The sequence below is a fragment of the Arhodomonas sp. KWT genome, assembly GCF_010993615.1.
The window spans coordinates 1-1,381 of the sequence record NZ_WNXE01000445.1; the positions used below are offsets into that span (position 1 = coordinate 1).

At 71.0% G+C, this 1,381-nt stretch carries 2 protein-coding genes; both read left to right on the plus strand.

Annotation, left to right across the window (positions count from 1 at the left end; translation table 11 throughout):
• The first annotated feature begins 427 nt into the window (after positions 1 to 427).
• A complete protein-coding gene (locus G7A99_RS19770; protein ID WP_163143464.1) occupies positions 428 to 964 on the plus strand; it encodes a permease in 537 nt (178 codons plus the stop codon).
• Between the two features lie 4 nt (positions 965 to 968).
• A partial coding sequence (locus G7A99_RS19775; protein ID WP_163143467.1) for a hypothetical protein occupies positions 969 to 1,381 on the plus strand: 413 nt, incomplete at its 3' end.

The following is a 1,381-nucleotide window of genomic DNA, read 5'->3' on the forward strand; positions in this document are numbered from 1 at the left end:
GGGCGTCCCCCGTCATGGATACGCCCTGGCGTCTCTGCCGTTGCCCGGCTATCGCTGGAATGGCCGGGAGGCCACCAACAACCAGCGTCATGGCGGTGCGGGAAACCCGTGTCCAACGGCACGGCCCGAATGGCCAGGCCACCAGGGCTCCTCTGAACGCCACGGTAGGTCGCCCACGCCCATGGGCCGTGTGCGACATGTCCCGTGTTGTCGCACGCCTTCGGCGCACGACCTACCCGGCGGGTCCGCGACGGCGTATCCACGTGCCAGGCCACACCCTCTCCCCAACCCCTCTCCCGTGAAGGGCGAGGGGCCCGGAACGGTAGGTCGTGCACGGCTACAGGCCGTGTGCGACATCCCCGGCTGGTTGCCAGACATGCGGCGATACCGCATCCTCACCGTTCATTCCCGAACGATGAGCCTGCGAATGGCACGATCCCGTGGCCACGGCCTGCTCGTGGACCGAGTCACCCTGTTCTTCGGTGTCCTCGCCGTCAGCGCTGGCACGGCGGTGTGGTGGATCAAGGGCGATGCGGCCGTCCGCGCCGCATTCGGGCACGCCGCGGGCCTGCTGCTGATGGTCCTGCCCTTGGTGCTGTTCGCGGTGATGCTGGCCGCCTATATCCAGCAAATGCTGCCGATGGGCCTGGCCGAACGCTGGCTGGGGGCGGGGAGCGGCGTCCGCGGCCTGCTGCTCGCGACGCTCGCCGGTGCCGTGACCCCCGGCGGGCCCTTTTCGGCGTTTCCGCTGGTCGTGGGGCTGCGCGGGGTCGGGGCTTCACTGCCGGTGTGCGTGGCCTACCTAACCGCGTGGTCCGTGCTCGGGCTGCAGCGGGTCCTGGTGTGGGAGATCCCGTTCTTTGGCGCCGACTTTGCGGCGGTGCGGTTGCTGGTGTCGCTGCCCCTGCCGCTGATCGCCGGTGCCGCCGTCATGGCGCTGACGCGTCACTCGCGAGGGGACTGAGTACGTGGGCGTTGCCTACCTCACCGTCGCCGTCCTGCTCGCGGCCACGGCCGCCGCCGCGCACCGTCACCCCGGGGTTGAGCACCGCGCCGTCTGGCGCCTGGGGCTGCATCAGCTACGGCCGCTGCTCGTGCGTCTGCCCGTCGCGATCGTCGCGGCGAGCTTCGTTGCCGAGCTCATTCCGCCCGAGTGGTTCGCCCGCGTGCTGGGTTCGTCCTCCGGGCTGCCCGGCGTGCTCCTGGCCTCCGTGCTCGGCGGCGCGCTGCCCGGTGGCCCGTCGGTCTCGTTTCCCCTCGTCCTGGTGCTCGCGCACGCCGGGGTGGGCGTGCCGCAGATGATCGCCATGCTCACCGCCTGGTCCGTGCTCGCGCTGCACCGCGTCCTCACCTTCGAGCTGCCGATGATGGGCTGGGCGTT

What these genes read in the sequence shown, in the direction of transcription:
- G7A99_RS19770 (WP_163143464.1), top strand. Translation starts at nt 428, where the DNA reads ATGGCACGATCCCGTGGCCACGGCCTGCTCGTGGACCGAGTCACCCTG.